This window comes from Pseudoteredinibacter isoporae (assembly GCF_040372805.1).
GTDB lineage: Bacteria > Pseudomonadota > Gammaproteobacteria > Pseudomonadales > Cellvibrionaceae > Pseudoteredinibacter > Pseudoteredinibacter isoporae_A.
The window spans coordinates 448,728-465,258 of the sequence record NZ_BAABWJ010000001.1; the positions used below are offsets into that span (position 1 = coordinate 448,728).

The 16,531-nt window shown below is 50.3% G+C and carries 16 protein-coding genes; 10 read left to right on the forward strand and 6 right to left on the reverse strand.

Going from position 1 to position 16,531, the window contains the following annotated elements:
- The first annotated feature begins 13 nt into the window (after positions 1–13).
- The 4 genes from ABWW03_RS02080 to ABWW03_RS02100 all read left to right on the forward strand — a co-directional run bounded on the left by ABWW03_RS02080 (position 14) and on the right by ABWW03_RS02100 (position 4,063).
- Positions 14–1,282, forward strand: a complete 1,269-nt coding sequence (locus tag ABWW03_RS02080) for an inorganic phosphate transporter (protein WP_353406053.1) — start codon at positions 14–16, stop codon at positions 1,280–1,282.
- Between the two features lie 187 nt (positions 1,283–1,469).
- Positions 1,470–2,861, forward strand: a complete 1,392-nt coding sequence (rimK, locus tag ABWW03_RS02090) for a 30S ribosomal protein S6--L-glutamate ligase (protein ID WP_435372735.1) — start codon at positions 1,470–1,472, stop codon at positions 2,859–2,861.
- Between the two features lie 128 nt (positions 2,862–2,989).
- The gene (locus tag ABWW03_RS02095; protein WP_353406054.1) at positions 2,990–3,394 is read left to right on the forward strand and encodes a hypothetical protein; all 405 of its coding nucleotides are present in this window, start codon (positions 2,990–2,992) and stop codon (positions 3,392–3,394) included.
- A 42-nt stretch (positions 3,395–3,436) separates the two neighbouring features.
- Entirely contained in the window at positions 3,437–4,063 is a 627-nt protein-coding gene (locus tag ABWW03_RS02100) for a LysE family translocator (RefSeq protein ID WP_353406055.1), read from the forward strand.
- Positions 4,064–4,205: 142 nt separating this feature from the next.
- Here ABWW03_RS02100 and ABWW03_RS02105 read toward each other — a convergent pair whose 3' ends face one another.
- Genes ABWW03_RS02105 through ABWW03_RS02125 form a run of 5 tightly spaced genes read right to left on the reverse strand, consistent with a single transcriptional unit; the run spans position 4,206 to position 9,573 of the window.
- On the reverse strand, positions 4,206–5,441 hold the full coding sequence (locus tag ABWW03_RS02105; protein ID WP_353406056.1) for an ABC transporter permease: 1,236 nt from the start codon (positions 5,439–5,441) through the stop codon (positions 4,206–4,208).
- Positions 5,441–6,637 carry an efflux RND transporter periplasmic adaptor subunit gene (locus ABWW03_RS02110; RefSeq protein ID WP_353406057.1) on the reverse strand — a complete coding sequence of 399 codons (1,197 nt, stop codon included), beginning with the start codon at positions 6,635–6,637 and terminating at the stop codon, positions 5,441–5,443. Before ABWW03_RS02110 ends, ABWW03_RS02105 begins: the two co-directional genes overlap by 1 nt.
- Positions 6,634–7,794, reverse strand: coding sequence for an efflux RND transporter periplasmic adaptor subunit (locus tag ABWW03_RS02115; RefSeq protein ID WP_353406059.1), 1,161 nt, complete (start codon positions 7,792–7,794; stop codon positions 6,634–6,636). The genes ABWW03_RS02110 and ABWW03_RS02115 overlap by 4 nt, the downstream gene beginning before the upstream one ends.
- An 8-nt stretch (positions 7,795–7,802) precedes the next feature.
- Positions 7,803–8,804, reverse strand: a complete 1,002-nt coding sequence (locus tag ABWW03_RS02120) for an HlyD family secretion protein (RefSeq protein WP_353406060.1) — start codon at positions 8,802–8,804, stop codon at positions 7,803–7,805.
- Positions 8,805–8,853: 49 nt separating this feature from the next.
- Positions 8,854–9,573, reverse strand: coding sequence for an ABC transporter ATP-binding protein (locus ABWW03_RS02125; RefSeq protein ID WP_353406062.1), 720 nt, complete (start codon positions 9,571–9,573; stop codon positions 8,854–8,856).
- A gap of 179 nt (positions 9,574–9,752) precedes the next feature.
- On the opposite strand from ABWW03_RS02125, the gene argE reads away from it, so the two are divergent.
- The 3 genes from argE to ABWW03_RS02140 all read left to right on the forward strand — a co-directional run bounded on the left by argE (position 9,753) and on the right by ABWW03_RS02140 (position 13,342).
- Positions 9,753–10,925, forward strand: coding sequence for an acetylornithine deacetylase (gene argE, locus ABWW03_RS02130; protein ID WP_353406063.1), 1,173 nt, complete (start codon positions 9,753–9,755; stop codon positions 10,923–10,925).
- A gap of 126 nt (positions 10,926–11,051) precedes the next feature.
- Positions 11,052–12,365, forward strand: a complete 1,314-nt coding sequence (gene argA / locus ABWW03_RS02135) for an amino-acid N-acetyltransferase (protein ID WP_353406064.1) — start codon at positions 11,052–11,054, stop codon at positions 12,363–12,365.
- A 176-nt stretch (positions 12,366–12,541) separates the two neighbouring features.
- Entirely contained in the window at positions 12,542–13,342 is an 801-nt protein-coding gene (locus tag ABWW03_RS02140) for an MBL fold metallo-hydrolase (RefSeq protein WP_353406065.1), read from the forward strand.
- Between the two features lie 40 nt (positions 13,343–13,382).
- Here the strand turns inward: ABWW03_RS02140 and ABWW03_RS02145 are convergent, their stop codons facing one another.
- Positions 13,383–14,183, reverse strand: coding sequence for a crotonase/enoyl-CoA hydratase family protein (locus ABWW03_RS02145; RefSeq protein ID WP_353406067.1), 801 nt, complete (start codon positions 14,181–14,183; stop codon positions 13,383–13,385).
- Positions 14,184–14,392: 209 nt separating this feature from the next.
- Between ABWW03_RS02145 and mnmH the strand changes: the two genes are divergently transcribed.
- The 3 genes from mnmH to ABWW03_RS02160 all read left to right on the forward strand — a co-directional run bounded on the left by mnmH (position 14,393) and on the right by ABWW03_RS02160 (position 16,523).
- Positions 14,393–15,466, forward strand: a complete 1,074-nt coding sequence (mnmH, locus tag ABWW03_RS02150) for a tRNA 2-selenouridine(34) synthase MnmH (protein ID WP_353406068.1) — start codon at positions 14,393–14,395, stop codon at positions 15,464–15,466.
- Between the two features lie 33 nt (positions 15,467–15,499).
- Positions 15,500–15,883 (forward strand): glutathione S-transferase N-terminal domain-containing protein, encoded by a 384-nt coding sequence (locus tag ABWW03_RS02155; RefSeq protein ID WP_353406070.1) that lies wholly within the window; start codon positions 15,500–15,502, stop codon positions 15,881–15,883.
- A gap of 322 nt (positions 15,884–16,205) precedes the next feature.
- Positions 16,206–16,523, forward strand: coding sequence for a hypothetical protein (locus tag ABWW03_RS02160; RefSeq protein ID WP_353406071.1), 318 nt, complete (start codon positions 16,206–16,208; stop codon positions 16,521–16,523).
- The last annotated feature ends 8 nt before the right edge of the window (positions 16,524–16,531 follow it).

Consider the following 16,531-nt stretch of genomic DNA (forward strand, 5'->3'; position numbering starts at 1 on the left):
TGTGGAGTTAACTATGACCGTGCTCGCAGAATACGGCAATGTGTTTTTAATTATGGCCTGTATTTTTGGCCTGTTTATGGCCTGGGGGGTTGGTGCCAACGATGTTGCCAACGCTATGGGTACTTCCGTGGGCTCGAAAGCCCTGACCATCAAGCAGGCGATTTTAATCGCGATGGTATTTGAATTCCTGGGTGCCTACTTAGCCGGTGGTGAAGTGACCTCAACCATTCGTAAGGGCATTATCGACCCCGGATTATTTGATGACACCCCCGAACTCCTTGTGTATGGGATGCTTTCTGCCTTACTCGCTGCCGGTTCCTGGCTGTTAATTGCCAGCATTATGGGCTGGCCGGTTTCCACTACCCACTCAATCGTGGGAGCTATTGTGGGTTTTGCTGCGGCAGGTATTTCGGTTGATGCCGTCGCCTGGGGCAAGGTCATGAAAATTGTAGCCAGCTGGGTCGTATCACCTCTTCTGGCCGGCACTATTTCCTTCTTCTTGTTCCGCAGTGTTCAAAAATTGATTCTGGACACCGACAATCCCTTCGCCAATGCCAAGCGTTATATCCCTGTCTATATGTTTGCCGTGGGCTTTTTGATCGCGATGGTCACCATCCTTAAAGGTCTGAAACACGTCTTTAAAGATTACGGTTTTAAACTCAGTTTTATCGAGTCTATCGGTATTGCCGCCATCATTGGCATGGCCGTTGCCGCCTTTGGCATCTACCTGTTGAGCAAGGTGCAGTATCAGGAAGATGAAAACAATCGCTTCGCCAGCGTTGAAAAAGTCTTTGCCATTCTGATGGTTTTCACCGCTTGTGCCATGGCATTTGCCCATGGTTCAAACGATGTTGCCAACGCCGTAGGGCCATTGGCTGCGGTTGTGAATGTGATTCAAAGTGGCGCAGTGGCCGCCAAGTCCACCATGCCAAGTTGGATTCTGCTACTGGGTGGTGCCGGTATTGTTCTGGGTCTGGCCACTTATGGCTTCAAAGTGATCGCCACGGTCGGTAAGAAAATTACCGAACTCACCCCAAGCCGCGGTTTCGCCGCTGAGCTGGGCGCTGCTGGCACCGTAGTATTGGCCTCAGGTACTGGCCTGCCGATTTCCACGACGCATACTCTGGTGGGGGCCATTTTGGGTGTTGGCCTGGCCCGCGGTATCGGGGCACTGAACCTGCGCGTTATTGGCACCATTGCCATGTCCTGGGTTGTGACCCTGCCCGCAGGTGCTGGCTTAGCCATCGTCTTCTTCTTTACGTTTAAAAATGTGTTTGGTTAAAACACTTACCGGGTAAGAAGAGCTGCCTTACTGTCACAAGCTATAGGGGCATGCACGCGCCTATAGCTTGCCTTCCCCCTTGTTTTTGTCACTATAATTTCATAGATAAAACTGAAACTGGCCATATTGGCCAAGCACTCATTGCACGAGTGCGTTATTCCTTAACCCTATTGCGAGAGTTCTTGAGATGCTCGATGAGAAAATCATTGTCGGCAGCGAAGAGTGGTGCTGCTTTCCTAATCTAAATGTTCCCGCCGTTAAGGCGCGTGTAGATTCCGGTGCGAAAACGTCTTCACTGCATGCCTTTAACATTCAAACATTCAAACGCGACAATGCTGCCTGGGTGAGCTTTGAAGTTCATCCTTTGCAGCAAAACCGTAATACGGTTATCCGTTGTGAAGCGCAAATTATCGATCGCCGAACGATCAGAAGTTCCAGCGGTAATACGGAAAAACGTTACGTCATCAAGACCCCGATGAAAATCGGTGACCTCCAATGGGACATCGAAGTCACCTTGAGCAATCGCGATACCATGGGTTATCGAATGTTGCTGGGTCGCGAAGCGATGCAACATAGAATGTTGGTCGACCCCGCCAGCAGTTTCAATCTGGGTGACCTCAGCGAACCTGAAATCAAGGCGCTGTATGGCAAAGAAGATTCGCTGAATACGGGTTTAAAAATTGGTGTCCTGGCCAGCAACCCAGAGCTATACAGCAATCAACGTATTATGGAAGCCGGTCAGGCCCGTGGGCATCAAATGCACTTCTTAAACATTAAACAATGTTATATGAAGCTGGATGCCCTAAACCCGGAAGTGCATTATCGCGGCGGCAGCCTGCTTAACGATCTGGATGCGGTAATTCCGCGCATTCGCCCTAGTGTTACGTTTTACGGTTGCGCATTGACCCGACATTTTGAAAGCCTTGGCGTCTATTGCTTAAACCGCTCAGAGGCCATCAGCCAATCCCGGGATAAATTGTTCTCCCTTCAGTTGCTGCAACAAAATGGCTTGGATATTCCCACATCCGGTTTTGCCAACTCGCCCAGTGACACCAGCGAACTGATTGACATGGTTGGCGGTGCTCCACTGATCATTAAACTGCTGGAAGGCACACAGGGCCGGGGTGTCGTCCTGGCGGAAACCCGCAAAGCAGCCGAATCGGTAATCAATGCCTTCAAATCCTTACGGGCCAACTTACTGGTGCAGGAATTTGTGAAGGAAGCCCAAGGCAAAGATCTACGCTGTTTTGTGATTGATGGCAAAGTCGTAGCTTCCATTGAACGAACCGCAGCACCCGGTGAATTCAGAGCAAACATTCACCAAGGTGGCACCGCCAGGATCGTGCGCATCAGCAAAGAAGAACGGGCGCTGGCCATCAAAGCCACCAAGGTACTTGGCCTCAAAGTCGCCGGTGTGGACATCATTCGTTCTAATAAGGGTCCCTTGTTGCTTGAGGTGAATTCCTCACCCGGGCTTGAGGGAATTGAATCGGCAACGGAAAAAGATATTGCAGGCCTGCTCATTGGCGCCATTGAACGCAAACTGAAGTGGCAAGCCGGCTCCAGCCACGGCGCTTGATACTCTGTTAAATACGCCGCTGGATCTTTCAAAAAAAGTTCACATTAGGCTCCCCAGGCTGATCTACACTGAAATGAATCATGCGATGAAATGGATTCAGCATTTCAAGTCAGCCGGGAGCCAGGGAAATGATAAAAACCCCTCTGAACGTACTGCATCAACGCCTGCCATCGATATTGGCGCTGCTGACCGCAACAGTCATCAGCGTTACTATCAGCATATATCTTGCGTCTGGGCTCGGACAGCACTTGGGTGATGTTCTGCTGGCAACCTTGCTGTTGTTTATTGGCATTGAGTTTACACGCCTCAGCATCAACGCCCTGTTGGCTCCCCGGAATATACATTGGCAACAATTATTACGGTTTCGTTACGACGCCTACAGTCGCGGCGCGATGGCCATTGCATTGACCTACGGTTTTATGCAAATCAGTGCCGCCGGGCAACTGCAGGACATACTGTTAGGCACGTTGTTTTTCAGTGGCTTTCTCTACTTCGTTTGCTTCCCCATGCAACATCGACGGATGAAGTTCTAGATCTTTGCACACAGAGGAGCGGTATAGTGTTATGCTGCGCGGATGTTTAGTGTCGACATTATTCTTGCTTTTATCACCGCCTCCACGCTCCTTGCATTCGCCCCCGGGCCTGACAATATCTTCGTCTTGACCCAATCCGCAATGAATGGCCCACGCGCAGGCATCCTGATCACACTGGGTTTGTGTACTGGGCTCATTGTCCATACGCTTGCAGTTGCGGCCGGTGTCGCGGCCATATTTCAAGTCAGCGCGATGGCCTTCACCGCACTGAAAGTTGTCGGTGCAGCCTATCTTCTGTATTTGGCCTGGGGAGCGTTTCGTGCAGATGCGCAAGCTATCGACACTGAAAATGGCCGTCGCCTATCAAATGCAGCGTTTTACCGCCGTGGCATTATTATGAACATCACCAATCCGAAGGTGGCAATCTTCTTTTTGGCCTTCCTGCCCCAGTTTACTCACCCGGAAACCGCCAATGTCAGTCTGCAGGTTTTCGCTCTGGGGGCGGTTTTTATGCTTGTGTCTTTGCTGTGTTTTTCTCTGATCGCCATGCTATCGGGTGCACTCAGTCAACTGCTACGCCGATCACCCGAAGCACAGACCAGACTGAATCGCCTTGCCGGAGGTGTGTTTGCAATTTTGGCTGTCAAACTTGTCACCAGTGAGCGATAGCCATTTACGCTCACTTGATTGATTCACGTTACTTACCTTACCGCTTTGCGAGACAACTCAAATACACCCAAATGCCTTTGGGTGGACCGCCTTTCTGCTGTCAGCCCCTGCTCTTTATCTCTAGAGAATTTTCGTCAAACACCTACTCTCGTTGCAAGGCCGTAATTGGGTCAAGCTTCGAAGCCTTTATCGCAGGATAAATACCAAACAATAGGCCCACGCCACAGCAAAACACCACCGCAATCAAAACCGCGACAAACGACCAAGCCACTGGCCAGCCAGAAAACACTGAAATAATGCCCGCTAAGGCAAAGCCCAGAAAAATTCCCAGTAAGCCGCCCAAAGCCGAAATCGTAAAACTTTCTACAATAAACTGATTTCGAATATCCTCCTGGGTCGCCCCGACGGCTCTCAGCAAACCAATTTCTTTGGTTCGCTCCAAAATGCTTGCGAGCATAATATTCATAATCCCAATACCACCCACCAGCAACGAAATCCCGGCTACACAGGACATGATGATATTGAAGATTCTCTGAGTGGCTTTGTGCTGCTGTAGTAATGCCGCAGGAACCAGCACATCGAAATCCTTTTCCTGTCCATGTCGCTTTAACAACAAATGCTCAAGGCCTTTGGCTGCGGCGGGTGCAGATACTCCAGGTGCAAGTTCCAATTTGATTCGATCCAACTCACTACTGAGCTCCGGGTATTTAAAGCGTTTTTTAATTGTGCTCAAAGGCAAATAGATAACATTTCCATCAACCGACAACTCAACACCTTGAAAGCTATCTTTGGATAATTGTTTGTTTTTCAAAATGCCAACCACTTCAAGCCAGACATGATTAACTTTGAACACCTCGCCTAGGGCATCACGCTGAGGAAACAGCTGAGCTGCCGCCTCCTCACTGAGCACTGCGACTTGAGCAAAACCGCGGCTGTCGGCCTCGGTAAACCAACGTCCCAGTAACATGCTGCTGCGAGACAAATCAAAGTGACTCTCACTGACACCCTGAACCTTACTCTCACCCTGCGCATAAGGGCTAAACAAGGTATGAACGTCCAAGTCTTTCTCAGCAGAATAGTTAACCACAAAAGGCATGGTATCCAGAGCCGCGTCCACATCCCCTAACGACAAACCAATGGAGTGCTTACGCAGTTCCTTTAAACGTTCATCATCAATTTCTCGCTCCTCGACAATCAGATTCCTGACCCCCATAGAATCAATCAGGCGCAAGGCTTCTTCTTCCGCACCCTCGCCAACGCTGATCATTGCAATGACCGCCCCAACACCAAAAATAATCCCTAACAAGGTCAACAGTGTTCGTAATTTGTGGTGCCACAATTGGTCCACCGCGTCGATAAAATCGTCTCTGAGCGCCATCAGGACCCCACTATATTTTCTGGTAAACTGAGCGCCACCGCTTCACCGGGCTCAAGCCCGCTGCTGATCTCCACTCGACTTAAGCTGCGTACACCCAGACTGACCACTCGGCGCTCGTACCCATCGCCGACTTTCACATACACCCAGAACAAACCCTCTTTTGAAAACAGGCTCTGCCGTGGCACAGTCAATGTGTCGGGCTTACTGACAATGGCAATCTTCCCTTCAAGGCGTTGGCCCGGTCGCATATACTCGGAATCTGTTTCAGCGAGCTCAACAATCACTTCAAAGTAATTGACCGGACTTTGCCTCGAACGGGGTGACGCCACCGAAGAAATGGACAACAATTCACCTTCGATGTTTTTGCCTGGAAAAGCATCCAAGGTTAAGGTCACACGCTGGCCCGCTTCGATTCCAAGGGCCTCACTTTCCAAAACGTACAATTTAGCCTGAAGAGCGTCGAGATTGGGAATACTCCCCAAACGGCTACCCGACAGGAGCTGCTGCCCTACTTGAACTTTTTCACCACGCCAGTTTTTGTGATAAACGAAAATGCCATCCTGGGGTGCATAGACATTCAGTTGTTTGAGGACCTTGTCGTTTCGTTCAATCGTGCGCTGCTCCGTCTGCTCCTTGACTTCATGCACGGCCAGCTGAGCACTGCCCTGAGCTGAAGAGGTGTCTTTTCGCCAATCCAGATACTCCTGCTTGGACCCCAAGTATTCCTTATCCAACATTTGATCAGCGATTTCATTTTTACTGTAAACAAGAAGATCATCCACGGAGAAGCGTTCACTCAAAGCCATTTCGGCAGCAACAACATTGCTTTCACTGAGCACGGAAAGCTGATCAAGATCCAGTTTTGATTTAGTGTTATTTTTTGCCAACGAATGCTGCTGCAAAGACCACATGGCTTTTTGTCGAATCAATTTATAGCGACTTGCGTCAAACCGAGCCAGCAGATCGCCTTTCTTCACAAAACTGTTTTCCGGCCTCAACCAGTCCAGACGTAATGCGTACATCGAGCTGATCGGGGCCGCCACCAACTTATTGTCCTTTGCGTGCAACTCCCCCTTTGCGCGAAGCAACACATCAAAGTCACTCCGCTCAACCACAACCGAAATTGTCTGTTCTTGTACGGCCTCCGTGCACGCCTGCAGACACAATATTGGTAACAGGAACAGCAATCGCTTCATAGTAAGCGCTCCCCGCCTTTCAAGCCCTGATCGATCACAACGCGATCACCAAGAAAGCCAACAATATTGATTGTCTGACGATATGACCCAAGCCAGCCTTTAATATCCACATAGGCTCGCTTGTCTTCATACTTCACAAAGCGCTTGGGAATCGCCGCCACCTCGTCTAACGTCTGTTGAACAATATTCAGCCGTACCGCCATACCCGGGCGCATAATGCCCGGATCGGTTTCTTCCAGTTCGACCAGTGCATCGTAAACCATACTGGGATCATCATAGGCTTTCATTCGGACAATCTTTCCAAGCTGCAGCAACCGTCCTTTGAACATCCTGTCTGGCAGAGCATCCAATCGAACCTGAACCTCTTTACCCAAAGTCAGATGTGAGAAATGATGCTCCTGAATAGTAGTTTTAACTTGCATCTTATTGAGATTGGGAATCTCCAGAACATTCTGAGACATAAAGACAGTGTCGCCTACGGCAAACTTATTGCCTTCAAAATCCTTCAGGTAAACCACCACACCGGATTTCTTCGCTGTGACGTTTAAGCTCTGCAGTGCGTGTTGATGAGCTTGCACTTCGGCTGACAGACGAGCAATCTCAGATTCTGTAATTTTGCGCTGCATTTGAGACTCTGCTTTTTTGCTCTCTAAGCGAGACTGTTCCAGCAACAACTTTTGCTCAGCGATTTTTAATTCGACAATCAATCGCTTCACATCCAGTTTAGCGGCATAATCCCCATCCTGAGACGCTTTCCTTTTAGCCTTTTTTAACTGCATTCGGGTTTCGGACAAAGACAGCTTTAAATCTTGAGCCGCTTTTTCACTTACAAGGTTTTCACTCTCCAGTTTCTTTTTTTCCGCTTGCAGTGTGGCGCTGCTTTTTTGCAGTTTTCTCATTTGTTCCTGACCATCATAAGCCAGGATCTTGTCGCCCTCTTTGACCTCAACTCCCTCGCCGGCCATATAATTGATTTTGTAGCGCCAAGTGTTTTTCACATAGGGTGCTCCAACCTTGATGGAATCGGACGAAATCAACTCACCCGTGCTATCGATGCTCAACTCGACTTCTTCCAGCTGTACTCGGTAGCCTTCACCCTGATCGAAAGAACAGGCGGATACCAGCAAAGCTATTGATATCAATTTGAATCTAATCATTGCTGGCATCATCCCTCTTCGCCCTCTGGCTTGTCGGCTAAGGTCGGCACCTTAAGCATCACGCTCATTCCAGGCAGAAGTTTGGACGCATCGAAATCAGCGTCATCAACATCAATGTCCAAAGCGTGGTAATAGGCATCACCCCAGGCCGGGCGCGACTCCCCCTGCTGACTTATCGAGCGCAATACTCCTTTGATTTTTTCCTGATTTAGGGCATCGATGTAAATATCAACAGGCCCGACCATCACCTTAGCGACATCCACTTCATTCAACCAACCCTGAATATACAGTTGGCTGGTGTCGGGAATTTCAAGCACAGTAAAATTCTTTTGGACAGTATCCCCCGCACGAATGTTTCTCCCATACCAGGGATGCCGAACATAAACTACGGTGCCCATCCGATCGGCCTTTTGATTTAAACCAGCCAACATAGTTTGCTTTCGTTCAAGTTCAGATCTGGCGGCTAAAATTTGAATTTCAGCAATGTCGACTTGATTAGAGAATTCTGTTTTCTTTTGTTCAAAGGATTGTTTCTTATCCTGCAACGCCAGCGACTTTTTTTGTTTGTCCAGCTGGTTTTTTTCGTACACAATTTTTGTCAAATGGCTTTCTGGGATCGACGCTTCCAGCGCTGACTTTTCCAGCTCGAGCTCCGCAATACGCATCAAAGATTCTGCCTCGAGTAATTCCAGGCGAAGCTTCTGCTCTTTTTTCTGAGATTCTGCCAACGTTTTTCTGAGCTTAGCCTCTTCGGCTTCCACCTCAGATTCAACGGCCGCCGAATCGAATATCGCGACGACGTCTCCGGCGTTCACCAACGTCCCTTCTTTGGCTAACCACTTGATTTGCAGCTGCCAGCTGTCTGAATCCGGAGTACTGAACTGCTGCTTGTATCGGGCCTCCACAAAGCCGCTAACCAGCAGGGGCTCCGCCAACACCGCCGAGCAAGTCAACCCGCAAGAAACAGCCAATACTGCGCTTAACATCGGAATGACCAAACGAATTGACACACGCTTGTCCATTGGTCGGCGATTTGCAAATCGAGATCCTATAAACCCATTACCCATCGACCAACTCCCCATCACGCATAATCAACAAGCGCTGTGCGAATTCGGCGATATCGGCCTCATGGGTAATTAAGACAATGGTTTGCCCTTGCTCATGAAGCTTTTTCAGCAACCCCATAATTTCCAAAGAGGTTTTGCTGTCCAAATTTCCGGTGGGCTCATCCGCCAGGATGATCTTGGGGTTGTTAATGAGCGCCCGCGCCACCGCAACACGCTGGCGTTGCCCACCCGACAACTCGTGAGGCAAATGATTAACACGATCACCTAAACCAACTTGCTCCAGCATCGCTCGTGCTTTTGCCGCCGCTTCGCTGCGTTCAACATCGGCATAGCGCAGCGGCAAGGCAACATTCTGCAAAGCACTTAAACGGGGAAGTAAATGAAACGTTTGGAAAACAAAACCAATATCACGGTTGCGAATCGACGCCAGCTCGGCATCATCCAGAGCGGCAACGTTACGGCCATTCAAACAGTATTCACCACCACTGGGCTTATCCAGACAGCCCAAGATATTCATCATGGTTGATTTGCCCGAACCTGACGAGCCCATCACGGCAACAAATTCATTTTGATGAACCTGCAAACTGATGGACTTCAGGGCTTCGACTTTCAAATCACCGGTTTGGTAAATTTTGTTCAGCGCGTTCAGTTCAATAACACAGGGAGCATTCTGTGTTTCAACCGCGGCATATGCTCGACTGGCAGCTTTCACCGGATCTTCCTCTGATCTTCATTTATTGGTTTTATGACGGGAGCATACCTAGCTGAAACAGCAGGTCAAGTTTACGGCTATTTCCAGATATTCTTCCGCACCCTTGACCCGAGCCGAAGATTGCAAATCCTTATACAATAATCCACAGTAGAGCTTTATTGCCCGATGGATTGCAAAACATGAACGAAAAGCTGTTTAGCCAACGCCTCGCCGAGTTGGTAAAAATACCGTCCGTTAGCAGCCACAGTCCCCAATGGGACATGGGCAATATCGATGTTATCCATACCCTCGCCAGCTGGCTTGAGGCGCTCTCTTTCGACGTGCAGATACTGCCAGTCGATGGCCACGAAAATAAGGCCAATCTGATCGCTACACGCGGCACGGGGAAAGGTGGCCTGGTTCTAGCTGGCCATACCGATACCGTGCCCTATGATGAAGGCCGCTGGCAAAGCGACCCCTTCGCTCTGGAAGACAGAGATCAACGCTTTTATGGTTTGGGTGCAACCGACATGAAAGGGTTTTTCCCAACTGTGCTGGCCGCAGTAGAGCGCTTTGAGAATACACCATTCGAACACCCCCTGATTGTGCTTGCCACCGCTGACGAGGAAAGCTCCATGAGCGGGGCCAATGCGCTGGCCGCCCAGGGCTTCAATCAGAACGGGCAAGCGCGCTATGCTGTCATCGGCGAACCAACCGGCCTGCGCCCCATCTATATGCACAAGGGCATAATGATGGAAGAACTTCGGATTACCGGACAAAGCGGGCACTCCTCCAATCCGGACCTGGGCAACAATGCGATGGAAGCCATGCACGAGGTCATGAGTGAACTCATGAGCTTCCGCAGCGAATTGCAGGCGCGTTTCAATAATCCAGGATTTGCGGTGCCCACCCCCACCATGAATTTTGGCTGCATACACGGCGGCGACAACCCCAACCGAATCTGTGCGGACTGCGCAATGCAATTTGATTTGCGAGCCATTCCTGGTATGAGCAATGAAGAGTTACGGCAGTCCATCCGGGATCGGGTTGAACAGATTGCCCAACGACGCCAGGTACGCATTGAAATGGAAACCCTCTTTGGCGGAGTCGAACCCTTTGCGGAAGACAAACATTCTGTGCTACTCAAAACCGCCGAACAGCTCTGTCAGCAAGATGGCGAAGCCGTTGCTTTTGCCACTGAAGCTCCATTCCTGCAACAGCTGGGAATGGAAACGCTGGTATTAGGTCCTGGCAGTATTGATCAGGCCCATCAACCCAATGAGTTTATCGCCCAGGAACAAATCGCACCGGCGATAGACATCCTCTGCGGCTTAATTCAACGCTTCTGTTTACCCAGCGCTTCCCGACGATGAATGATCGTTAAAAAGAATGCCAGCGAAAAATGGCCAAAGCGCCCAAACAAGCAGGGTCACATGGCTTTTATTTCGCCCAGTACGCAAGCTATACTCAATATCTTAAATCCATAAGAGTTTACCAAAGTGAACAAGCAAGACTATGTAAAGTGGTTTCGTGATACCACGCCTTACATCAAGTCGCAGCGTGGCAAAACCATTGTATTAATGATGCCTGGAGCCGCGATTGCCCACGACAATTTTATGAACATTGTCAGTGACATTAATTTGTTGAGCAGCTTGGGTGTTCGCCTGGTGCTGGTTCACGGCGCTCGCCCACAAATAGAGTCTCGCTTTGCGGCAGCCGGCATTGAAAGTCAGCTGCACCGAGGTAAACGCATCACCGACCCACAGAGTATGGGCTTGGTCTGCCAATCTATCGGTGAAGTGCGCAATCAAATCGAAGCCGCTTTTTTCAGTCGCCACTTGAATGCCCCCAAAGGCGCTGAATACGTTCAAGTCGTCGCAGGCAACTTTGTCACCGCCATGCCCATCGGGGTCATCGATGGCGTCGACCTGCAACACACCGGCAAGGTGCGCAAACTCGCCACTGAGGCCATCGATACCGTGTTGGATAATCGTCAACTGGTGCTGATTTCCCCTCTCGGCTATTCCCCAACGGGTGAGACCTTCAATCTGTCCTACGCGGAGCTGGCGACACGGGTAGCCATTGACCTTAAGGCCGATAAGCTCATTGCTTTTTGCTCGGAAGACGGCGCCTACAATGCCAACGGCGAACTTTACCGTGAGCTAACACTGCTCGAGTGCCAGGCAACCTTAGGGCAAGACGGCGACCTGAACGACCACCGCCTTGCCCTGGAAGCCTGCTATCGCGCCTGTGATCAGGGCGTCGCGCGCGCACACGTGCTGAACTACGGCGACGATGGTGCATTGCTTAAAGAACTGTTCACCCGCGACGGAGCCGGCACAATGGTGTACCGCGACAGCTATGAGCTGATTCGCCGCGCACGCATCAGTGATGTTGGTGGCATTCTGGATTTGATTCGCCCGCTGGAAAAGCAAGGTGTCCTGGTGCGTCGCTCCAGAGAACGACTCGAAATGGAAGTCGAACACTTTACCGTGATGGAAAAAGACGGCGCCATTATCGCTTGCGCTGCGCTGTACCCTTTTAATTCGGCTAACTCGGGTGAACTGGCCTGCGTCGTCACGGCACCGGAATATCAAGGCGGTGGTCGCGCAGCAAAATTGCTTAAACACATTGAACGCCAAGCGAAAAAACTGGGCTTTGAACAGCTGTTTACGCTGACGACTCAGACGGCGCATTGGTTTATCGAACAAGGCTTCGAATCGGCCAATGTTGCGATTTTGCCCGACGAAAAACAGTCATTTTACAACTACCAACGCAACTCCAAGGTATTCGTCAAAAAAATCGATCAGTAAAGCACAACGGTCAAAGCTTCAAGTGACATGAGCTGCATTCAATGTGGACGCAGCTCATTAATTGATCCATTTAGATCAACTATCGCCCCCCTATTGATCCAGATCATATCCTCTTCCGGCACTCAGCATTAAGGTGCACGCCCCAATACTAAAAGCCCAGAAGAGGCCTTTCATACATGAATATCTCTAGTAAAGCGGCGACGGTTCTCTACCGTAAAGATAACCATAGCTGCATCGTTTTTTCCGATCTGGTGGAGGGCCATGGTGTCCAGGCTAACCAGTTTCTTATTATTGACGAAAATCATACTGCGCTTATTGATCCCGGTGGCGATCTTACCTACACCCCCTTATCGATTGAGATCAGTAAACATGTCAGCCTCCAGGAACTGGATTATATTTTTGCTTCCCACCAGGATCCCGACATCATTGCTTCATTACCACGCTGGATGATGCACAGCCACTGCAAAGTTGTGACCCCTAAACTTTGGTCACGCTTTCTGCCACATCTGGCATCCAGTTTCATTACGGACAAACTCAGCGCCTCAGTTGACGACCGCATCATTGGCGTACCCGACGAAGGTCAGAAAATTCCTTTTGGGCGCGATCATATCATTTGCTTGCCCGCGCACTTTCTCCACTCAGTCGGCAATTTGAATTTTTACGACCCGGTGAGCAAAATTCTGTTTTCGGGAGACATGGGTGCATCAATTGTCGACAGCCATGCCGCCGATCCGGTGGATGATTTCGCAACGCATATCAAACTGATGGAAGGTTTCCACCGCCGCTATATGACCAGCAACAAAGCCTGTCGATTATGGGCCAAGATGGTCAGCCAGCTGGATGTGCAAATGATTGTGCCACAACACGGCCGCCCCTTTGTAGGACGAACCATGATTGCGCAATTCCTGAAATGGATCAGTGGCCTGAAGTGTGGCGTAGATCTGATGAGCGAACAGAATTATCAGATCATTAAATAAAGCCATTCACCCCTGTTCCGGGCGCATCAACTCAATGAATTTAAATATCTGAAAAGTCCCCGCCTCGGCCCTTGCCCGAGGCGAAACGCGCTGCACCTGAACTGGCAAGCCCCTCGTCAACCACCGGGCGACCGCGTGAGAATTCAATCGCCAGACCTTCTTCAAGGCTGCCATCAAAGGCCTGGTAAGCCGACAATCGATCTGCGCGCAGGCACTCTTGGGGAAACTGGGCAATGGACAAGGCCAATTGCTCCGCTTCCGCTCTCACGGTTCCTGTCGCAACCACGCGGTTCGCCAAGCCTATGTGCAACGCTTCTGCGGCCTCGACTGGACGACCTGTCAAAATGAGATCCATTGCGCGACTCAAACCAATCAAACGCGGCAAACGCTGAGTCCCGCCATCGATCAGAGGCACCCCCCAGCGGCGACAAAAGATGCCGAACACCGCATCCTCTTCCATTACCCGCATATCACACCACAGCGCGAGCTCCATACCACCCGCCACCGCATGGCCTTCAATGGCCGCGATCACCGGCTTACTCAATAACAGACGGGAAGGGCCCATGGGGCCGCTGTCATCCAGACTGATTGTTTCACCTTTCACTGGGGCGGGATCGGCCATGGGGTTTGCACCTTCCATTTGAGCAACGGCTTTTAGATCTGCACCGGCACAAAAACCACCATCGCCATAAAACACGGCCACCTTGGCATCATCGTCTTGTTCAAAATCCATAAAAGCCTTCGCCAAAGCCCGGGCGGTTGGCCCATCAACGGCATTTTTTGCGTGGGGACGATCGATGATGATTGTCGTCACGGGGCCCTGCTTCTCAATGCGCACCATTATCTGACACCTTTGTTTAAACCTTTACTGCCCAACACCGCTGTTTAACAGGTGTTAAACGATTGTGCTTAGGGGTTACCAGCCATTTATTACTTTGATTAACTTAATATTGAAATGAGTGTAACATGCTCACTTTGAAGAAAGTCAAGCCAAGCTTAGCAAGCTCACACCAAGCCTTGATACAATGCCGCTTTTTGCGCAGCGAAACCATGAGCCCAAAACACACCCTGAACAATTATCGAGAGCTGTTTCTATCAGAACGCCCCTTAATGGATGTTCGGGCACCGGTGGAGTTTCATCAGGGGCATTTCAACCATACTCACAATCACCCCCTCCTAGACGACCAACAGCGGCAAGCCATTGGCTTACGTTATAAAGAACAGGGCCAAGACGCGGCCATTGAGCTGGGCTGGCAATTGGCGACCGAAGAGATTGTAGAACACCGCCTGCAGTCCTGGTCGAGCTTCGTCAAACAACACCCCGAGGGCGGCCTGTACTGCTTTCGCGGCGGCTTGCGCTCGCGCTTCAGCCAACAGCTATTGCGAGACCATGGCATCGACTACCCGATTGTTGAGGGCGGTTATAAAGCCATGCGCCAGTTTCTCTTGCAGGAGCTCGAGCAGGCTTGTGAGTCGGCGCCCCTGATGATTGTCGCCGGGCCTACCGGCAGCGGTAAAACCAAGGCAATACATCAGATTGCGCGCAGCATCGATCTTGAAGGCAGCGCTAACCATCGTGGCTCGGCCTTTGGCCAACGGATTGGCAGTCAGCAGCCCGCACAAATCAGTTTCGAAAACGCCATCAGTCAACGATGGTTACAGCTGGGGCGCAAGCAAGCCGTTGTTATGGAAGATGAAGGCCGATTGATCGGTCGTCTGAACGTACCCAACAATTTACAAAGTGCCATGCAGCGCGCGCCCCTGCTCCAAATTGACGAGCCCCTGAGCCAGCGTTGTCGCTGGGTAATCGAAGACTATGTCCTTGAGCCCCTGCAGCGTGTGGATATCGATACCTTTGGGGAGCAGCTGCAAAACAATCTCTACCGCATTCGCAAGCGTCTTGGGGGCTTGCGCTATGGGCAACTGCTAAATGACTTTAGCCAGGCCTGCCTGGCCTGGAAGCAGGCGCCAGACCCAAGCCCGTTCTATCGCCCCATCGAACAATTGCTGCGTGATTATTACGACCCGATGTACAATTACCAGTTGCAACAGCGCCAGGGACAAGTACTATTCCGCGGCCGCTGTGCAGAAATTGTCGATTGGTGCCGCGAGCAAGATTTATAAATACGTAGCCGTTTTACCCTATCTGGAGCAGACATGACCGTTATTCGCTGGATTTTAGGCCGCATTATTCTATTACTGAATGCGATTTTTCGCCCGAGTCAGCGCAAGCTGAGCCCTGAGCAAAAAGCCGCCCAACAGGCCAGCGCCGGAAATCTCGCGCTCTATCAATTTGCCGCTTGCCCATTCTGCGTCAAAGTTCGTCGTGAGCTGCATCGGCTGGATCTGGAACTGCCACTGCGCGATGCGAAAAGCTCTGAACTTTACCGCTCTGAGCTGGAACACGGCGGAGGCCGCATTAAAGTCCCATGTCTGCGCATTGATGAAGGTGATAACAGCACTTGGCTTTACGAATCCAACGACATTATTGAATACCTGCGCGGACGCTTTCCTGCAGACGCTCAAATTGCACAAGCCTAGACGCTCACTATCCCGGTGGGCCAGCCCCACCGGATGATTACTCCCCTCTCGCTGCTCACGCCAAAATCGCTTCCAAGCCATACACCCCTCTTCCATTGCCTTGCGACGACTCCACAAGCTCAGACTCAAAACTGAACACATATTGAACAAGACGAACAATAAATAAACTTTAAGGTAATTCTTAAGTATTAAGTCCTGGTTCATTCAAAATGAATAAGTATTAGCTTTAATGTGATCTTAGTCACGTCGGCGATTGTCACCTCATGGTGTAATCAGCCGCCTAAACCGATTCGCCAATGACACAAAAAACAAGGGGCCGTTAATGGGCACTTTAGATAAAAATTGGAATTCGGAAATGGAGTTCGCGTTCGATGGGCAGCAGGAAGCTCAATACCCGATGTTACTGCGTATGCAGCAGGACTTTGATTTTAAAATTATGCAGCAGGATTCGGGCTATCTGTTAAGCACTCGTGAATATCTCGATATTGAAAGTGTGGAAGTCTCTCCTCTTTTCCAGACCCTCGAGGCTCTGGAACACTATATCAACAAAAACATGGTTGATATTTTGTACAGCTATCTGTTCGACATCCCCAATCAGGATGTGAAAGAGCTGAACGGCGGCAACTACGCCATCGCCTAAGCTTTCAC